This is a genomic window from Gordonia sp. (in: high G+C Gram-positive bacteria) (genome assembly GCF_012515855.1).
In the GTDB taxonomy this organism is placed as follows: domain Bacteria; phylum Actinomycetota; class Actinomycetes; order Mycobacteriales; family Mycobacteriaceae; genus Gordonia.
Window position 1 is genome coordinate 1 of the sequence record NZ_JAAYXO010000070.1, and the last position, 7,375, is coordinate 7,375.

The 7,375-nt window shown below is 66.7% G+C and carries 6 protein-coding genes; all 6 read left to right on the forward strand.

Going from position 1 to position 7,375, the window contains the following annotated elements:
- Positions 1-456: LpqB family beta-propeller domain-containing protein (locus GX543_RS04835; RefSeq protein ID WP_290850201.1), on the forward strand; the 456-nt coding region annotated here is incomplete at its 5' end.
- Between the two features lie 39 nt (positions 457-495).
- Positions 496-1,200 carry a ComF family protein gene (locus GX543_RS04840; protein ID WP_290850202.1) on the forward strand — a complete coding sequence of 235 codons (705 nt, stop codon included), beginning with the start codon at positions 496-498 and terminating at the stop codon, positions 1,198-1,200.
- Between the two features lie 259 nt (positions 1,201-1,459).
- The gene (gene raiA, locus GX543_RS04845; RefSeq protein WP_290850204.1) at positions 1,460-2,185 is read left to right on the forward strand and encodes a ribosome-associated translation inhibitor RaiA; all 726 of its coding nucleotides are present in this window, start codon (positions 1,460-1,462) and stop codon (positions 2,183-2,185) included.
- Positions 2,186-2,439: 254 nt separating this feature from the next.
- Entirely contained in the window at positions 2,440-5,202 is a 2,763-nt protein-coding gene (gene secA, locus GX543_RS04850; RefSeq protein WP_290850206.1) for a preprotein translocase subunit SecA, read from the forward strand.
- Positions 5,203-5,313: 111 nt separating this feature from the next.
- Positions 5,314-5,844, forward strand: coding sequence for an Rv3235 family protein (locus GX543_RS04855; protein WP_290850208.1), 531 nt, complete (start codon positions 5,314-5,316; stop codon positions 5,842-5,844).
- A 59-nt stretch (positions 5,845-5,903) separates the two neighbouring features.
- Entirely contained in the window at positions 5,904-7,349 is a 1,446-nt protein-coding gene (locus GX543_RS04860; RefSeq protein WP_290850209.1) for a wax ester/triacylglycerol synthase domain-containing protein, read from the forward strand.
- Positions 7,350-7,375 lie beyond the last annotated feature (26 nt).

Below are 7,375 nucleotides of genomic sequence, written 5' to 3' on the forward strand. Positions count from 1 at the left end.
ACGGCGGCCGCGCCCGGACCGATCACCGACCTGCAGGTGTCGCCGGACGGGGTGCGGGTGGCCCTGGTGGTCGGTGGACGCGTGCTGATGGCCGCGCTCTCGGTGAACGACCGCGGGGTGCCGTCGCTGACCGGCGTCTATCCGCTCGCACCGGACCTCGCCGGTGAGGTCGTCGATGTCGCTTGGTCGACCGCGAAGACACTGTTCATCGCTCGAGCAGGTGACGACGTGCCGGTGTGGCGGACGTCGATCGCCGGAACACAGCCCGTCGAGATCGTCAGCGGCAACCTCAAGCCGCCGGTGGTGGAACTGGCGGCGTCCGGGACGCAGGTGTATGCCACCGACAATCGTGGGGTGCAGCAGATCGGTACCGGGACCACCCGGCCGGACCAGTATTGGACGGCGCTCGGCCCGGACGCGGGAATCGGCACGGTGGCGGTGGTGCCGGGCCGTTAGGCCCGCCGCCGATCAGTCGGCCGACTACGATCGGCAGGCATGACGGGGGAGCACGGGGGTGTTCGCGCCATTCTGGCGGCGCTGGCCGATCTCGTCGTGCCCGAGGAGTGCGGCGGCTGCGGCCGACCCGGAACGCCGTGGTGCGAGTGCTGCGCCGCGCGACTGATCGACGTTCCCCGGCAGGTGTTTCCCCGAATCGATCCGGGAATCCCGGTCTGGTCGATGGCACGGTACGGCGGCCCGATGGCGTCCGCGGTGGTGAACTTGAAGGAGCATCGGCGCCGCGACCTGGCACCGGTTCTCGGCGGCGCGCTGGCCCGCGGTCTGGTGGCGTTGGGGCGCTGGGGTGAACTGCCTCAGTCTCGTCGTCTCGTCCTGGTGCCCGCCCCGACGCGGATCCTGGCCGCGCGGAGTCGGGGCGGTGACACCGTCACGGCGGTCGCCGAAGAGGCGGCCGCGATCCTCGGAGCGGGGATTCGGGTGGCACCCGTCCTGGCGACCGGCGCGCTGACGCGTGACTCCGCTGGGCTGGGCGCGGGCGCGCGCAGCGCAAACCTGGCGGGGGCTGAGCGACTGCGGCGCCCGCTGCCGACGGCGGTGATCGGGGACCGGCGGCGGCCGGGCGTGCCGGTGGTCCTGGTCGACGACGTTCTCACCACCGGTGCCACGGCGGCCCATGCCGCGGCGGAGCTCACTCGAAACGGGGCTTCGGTGGCCGCGGTCGTCGTCTTAGCGAATGCATGAATCGGCAAAACGTGGCCGGAAGCCGCGATTGCGGATACCTTCGGAAGTGGCAGTGACGAACATCGAGTGCCAGGGAGGTGAGAGTGCCTTTTCCGCAGCGCCGATGCTTAGTCTGCGCCTCCGGAGAACTCTGCTCGTCAGGAGCGGGTCACTGTTCTCGTACCGCCGCAGGAATCTGACCGCGGTTGTGCGACAAGCGAATTGGTATCTCGATCGGACCGCATGACCGATCTGAGAGCAACCTGAGGAGGATGTCGATATGACGGTCGTTCATCGCAAGGGGCAGCGTGAATCGAAAGCTGCGCCCGTGGAACGTCTAGACCTCAAAACCGCCTTCGAAGTGCCGGCGTCGGTAGACACGTCGTCGGCAGGCGAACTCCAGGCGGACCTCGTCATGAGCGGACGCAACGTGGAGATTCCAGATCACTTCCGCGTCTACATGAGCAGCAAGCTCGCCCGGTTCGAGCACTTCGACAACACGATCTTCCGTTTCGAGGTGATCCTGTACCACGAGCCGAATCCACGGCAGGCGAAGAGCGCCGAGATCGTCGAGATCACGGGCCGCGGTAAAGGCACCGTGGTTCGAGCTCAGGCCGCAGGCGAGAACTTCTACGCTGCGAGCGAGCTGGCATTCGAGAAACTGCACAAGCGACTCCGCAGGGCCAAGAGCCGTAAGCGGATCCGCAAGGACGGCATGCACCGTCCGACCTCCCTCGCCGAGGCGTCGGCGGATGCGCCGCACTTGACTCCGTCGGCTCCGGATACGCCGGCCGATCCCTTCGAGAGCGACGTGGAGGACTACCAGCCCGGCCAGGTGGTCCGCACCAAGGATCACCCGTCGTCACCGATGTCGGTGGACGAAGCGCTGTACGAGATGGAACTCGTCGGACACGACTTCTACCTGTTCCATGACTGCGAGACCGACAAGGCGTCGGTGGTCTACCGTCGTCACGCGTTCGACTACGGACTCATCCGACTCGCCTGAGCCGAATCAGCCAGACGTGGCCGTCGCCCCGACCGGGGCGGCGGCCACGTCGCTGTGCAGCACTGATTCCGGCCCGAGATGGTCGAGGTACGGCTGTCGGAACGGCCCGCGACTTCTGGGACACGTGTCGGTCGATCGTCCCTGCCTGGCGCATCCGGTCGCGTCGACCCGTACCATGGACCGAGTTCTGTCTGTCGCATCGTGAACGATGCGACACGGCGGGTGAATGGAACACGTAACTCAGAGGATTGCCGGTGCTCAACAAGCTGCTCAGACTGGGCGAAGGTCGCATGGTCAAGCGACTGGACGCGATCGCGACGAGCGTCGAGGCGCTCTCCGACGAGATGGAGGCGCTCACCGACGACGAGCTGCGCGCCAAGACAGTCGAGTTCCGGGAGCGGCTCGAGGGCGGGGAGACGCTCGACGACCTGCTGCTGGAAGCGTTCGCGGTGGCTCGTGAGGCGTCGGTGCGGGTGCTGGACCAGAAGCACTTCCACGTCCAGATCATGGGTGGCGCGGCGCTCCACTTCGGCAACATCGCCGAGATGAAGACCGGTGAGGGCAAGACGCTCACCTGCGTGCTGCCCGCGTACCTGAACGCATTGAGCGGCGACGGCGTCCACGTCATCACGGTGAACGACTACCTGGCCAAGCGCGACGCGGAGTGGATGGGTCGCATCCACCGCTTCCTCGGCCTCGAGACCGCTGTGATCCTCACCGGCATGTCACCGGATCAGCGCCGTGAGGCCTATGCGGCCGACATCACGTACGGCACGAACAACGAGTTCGGCTTCGATTACCTGCGCGACAACATGGCGCACACCATCGAAGATCTGGTGCAGCGCACCCACTCGTACGCCATCGTCGACGAGGTCGACTCGATTCTGATCGACGAAGCCCGTACTCCGCTGATCATCTCCGGTCCCGCCGACTCGTCGAGCAAGTGGTACTCCGAGTTCGCGCGCATCGCGCCGTTGCTGGAGAAGGACGTCCACTACGAAGTCGACATCAAGAAGAAGACGATCGGCGTCCACGAGGCCGGTGTCGCGTTCGTCGAAGACCGCCTGGGCATCGACAACCTGTACGAGCCGGAGAACTCCCAGCTCGTCGGGTACTTGAACAATGCGATTAAGGTCAAGGAACTCTTCCACAAGGACAAGGACTACATCGTCCGCAAGGGCGAGGTCATGATCGTCGACGAGTTCACCGGTCGTGTGCTCGACGGACGCCGCTTCAACGAGGGCCTGCACCAGGCCATCGAGGCGAAGGAGGGAGTGGAGATCAAGGCTGAGAACCAGACGCTCGCCACGATCACCCTCCAGAACTACTTCCGCCTGTACGAGAAGCTCTCCGGCATGACCGGTACCGCCGAGACCGAGGCCGCGGAGTTCCAGCAGACCTACAAGCTGGGCGTGGTGCCGATTCCGACCAACAAGCCGCTGCTCCGCGCCGACAAGACCGACCTCATCTACAAGACCGAAGAGGCCAAGTTCAACGCCGTCGTCGACGACATCGTCGAGCGGCACGACAAGGGTCAGCCGGTGCTGATCGGTACCACCAGCGTCGAGCGGTCCGAGTACCTGTCGCGCCTGCTTAGCGAGCGCGACGTGAAGCACTCGGTCCTGAACGCCAAGTTCCACGAGCAGGAGGCGCAGATCGTCGCCGAGGCGGGAACGCTCGGCGCCGTGACGGTCGCGACCAACATGGCCGGTCGAGGCACCGACGTCGTGCTCGGCGGCAACCCGGACATCATCGCCGACACTCGCCTGCGTAAGTCCGGACTCGACCCGGTCAACACCCCGGACGAGTACGAAGCCGGCTGGGACGAGGCCATCGAAGTGGCCCGCGCCGATGCCGCGAAGGAGGCCGACGACGTCCGCGAGGCGGGCGGTCTGTACGTGCTCGGCACGGAGCGTCACGAATCGCGACGCATCGACAACCAGCTGCGCGGCCGTTCCGGACGCCAGGGCGACCCCGGTGAGTCGCGCTTCTACCTGTCGCTCGGCGACGAACTGATGCGCCGCTTCAACGGTGCGGCGCTCGAGACGATCATGATGCGCCTCAACCTGCCGGACGACGTCCCGATCGACGCGAAGATGGTGACCCGTGCCATCCGCAGCGCGCAGACGCAGGTGGAAGAGCAGAACTTCGAGATCCGCAAGAACGTTCTGAAGTACGACGAAGTGATGAACGAGCAGCGCAAGGTGATCTACGGCGAGCGCCGCGAGATCCTGGAGGGCGAGGACCATCAGGACCAGGTCCGCGACATGGTCAGCTCGGTCGTCGGCGCGTACAGCGACAGCGCCACCTCGCTCGGCTACGCCGAGGACTGGGACCTCGACACGCTGTGGGAGGCCCTGGGCAAGCTGTACCCGATCTCGCTCGACGCGAAGCAGGTCGTCGGCGAGAACGAGTTCGGCGAGCGCGACGACATCTCCAGCGACGAACTCCGCGAGATCCTGGTCAAGGACGCGTTGGACGCCTACGACCGCCGCGAGGCGGAGATGACCGCGATGGCGGGCGAAGGCGCGATGCGACAGCTGGAGCGCTCCATTCTGCTGACGGTCATGGACCGCAAGTGGCGCGACCACCTCTACGAGATGGACTACCTGCGCGAGGGCATCCACCTCCGGTCGGTGGCCCAGCGCGACCCGGTGGTCGAGTACCAGCGCGAGGGCTTCGACATGTTCACCGGCATGCTCGACGCGATGAAGGAAGAGGCCGTCACCTACATCTTCAACGCCCAGGTGGAGACGCAGGCCCCCGCGCCGACCCTCGGCACCTCGGTCAGCGACATGCTGGCGGGTGCGGCATTCGGCGGCGGTGCGGCGGTCGACGAGTCGGCCGTCACCTACAGCGGCCCGGACGAGTCCGGCGACGCCTCGGTGATCTCCGAGGTCGAGGAGCATGCGTCGGGGACGCCGTCCGAGGTTCTCGGCAGTCGTCGCGAACGCCGTGCCGCTGCGCGGTCCGGCGGCAAGAACAAGCCGTCGGGCAAGTCCAAGAAGAAGCGCTGACAAGCGGTCGGTTCCGGTAGCGATCGCTGTCGGAGCCGGCTTCCCGGTCACGGGATGGCAACGGTTCGGAGTGTCGTGGAACCGACATGAGTTCGGCTGCGTCCGATCTATATGACGGTGAACACACTGGCGGGGGAGCGGCTCGACGAGAGCGGTGTTGAGCGGAACAGCGTCGACCGGAACGGGGTCGACCGGAGTGGGATCGGCCAGAATGACCTCGGCGACGAGGTCGAGGCCGCGGGGAGGGCGCGCGCGGCCACTGTGCGGGCGTTGCAGCAGGTCTTCGAAGTCCTCGACGGCCGCCGGCCCGTCGCGCATCTGCTCAGATGCGTCACGGGTGATGTCGCCGAGCAACTGCTGACGGTCTTGCGGCGACCGTCGTCGGGAAACGCCTCACCCGCGGTCGCCGACACCGCGCGTCTGGTGCGAGTGCACCTGCAGATCCACGGGCCGCGGTGCGCCGACTACTTCGGCACCTTCGTCCGTGGGGAGCGGGTGCGTGCGGTCGCCGGGCGCATCGAACTCGCATCGGTTCCCGCGCACGTCCATCCCGGCCGGCCTCTGTCCGGTCGGGAACGCTCGGCGAGGGCCCGGACACAGGCCGAGGACCGCTGGGTGATCGTCGAACTGTCGATTGTGTGACGGCACGAAGTCACGCAATGCGCATGCCGTCGCAGTCTCGGCCTAAACTCGAGCGCATCATGATGAATCGGCTGTCGCCCGACGAGGCGATGTTCTACTTCCTGGACGGGGCGGGGACCTCGGCGCATCTGGGTGCGCTGCTGATCGTCGATCCGAACAAGCTCAAGGGCGAGTCCACCGGCAAGCTCGACTACAGCGAGTTGGTCTCGCTCGTCGAGAACCGGCTGCAATTGGTGCCGCGGTACCGACAGCGGGTCGCCGAGGTGACGCTGGGCCTGGCTCGACCGGTGTGGGTCGACGACCGCGACTTCGACATCAATTTCCACGTCCGATTGTCGGCGCTGCCGCAGCCCGGCGCCGTTCCGCAGTTGCAGGAACTGATCGCGCGTGTCATGTCGCGGCCGCTCGATCGGACTCGCCCGCTGTGGGAGATGTACCTGATCGAGGGCCTCTACGGGGGTCGCTCGGCGATCCTCACCAAGACCCATCGGTGCCTCCTCGGCGATCCGGAGCATCTCGAGCTGAGCGAGATCCTGTGCGATGACGACGCGTACGTCGCCCCGCTCAAGGAAGACCTGTGGATGCCGGGTAGGCCGCCCGGCGCCAAATCGCTGACGGCGGGTGCACTGGCCGAGGCCATGGCTCGTCCGGGCGAGGTCTTCGATTCGCTGCTGCGCGGCAACGGCCCGGTCGCCGACCTGTGGTCGGTGGCCGACCGTTCGGCGCGAGCGGTGACCGGTGCGGTGAGTCAAATGGTCAACGCCGCGCCCGACAGTCCGCTGAACGCGGTGACGACATCCTCGCGCCTGTTCGCGTTCTCGTCGCTCTCGCGACGCGACCTGGAGGCGGTCGCAGCGCGGTTCGAATGCTCGTTCAACGATGTCGTGCTCGCCATCATCACCGGAGTGCTGCGGCGTTGGCTGCTGTCGGTGAAGGACTCGGTCGGGCACGGCGCGACGATGCGCGCCACCCTCCCGTTGGCTGCACGCGACCCGGAGACGGTGGAAGGAGAGCCGTCCGGAGCGTGGATCGTGATCGGCGGTACCGAGTTCGTCACCGACCTGCCGATCGGCGAGGACGCGCCCGCGGTGCGGCTGATGCAGGTGGCCGGGCTGGCTGACCGATACTCGCAGTCCACCCGGCGCATGTCGCAGGGTTTTCGACCGTTGCTGCCGGAGTTCGGCCTGGTACCGTTCGCCGACCTGTCGACGCGAGCCTTCGCGGGCATCTTCCAGCGGTCCTACAACGTGCCGATCTCCGTGAGTTCCAAGCGGATCGGCCGCAAGTTCGTCGGCGGAATTCCGATCACCGGCATCTTCACGATCCCGACGCTCGCGACGCAGCGGGCATTGGGGATCAGCGTCAACGAGTACGCCAACCAGGTGCAGTTCGCGTTCATCGGTGATCGCGTGGTGGTCGGCGACCTGCCCGCGATGTCGGGGTACGTGACGGAGTCGCTCGACGAACTCCTCACCGGCGGTCCGCAACTGGGGCGCGACCGCTGATTCGGTCTGGCCCCGCTAATGTCAGC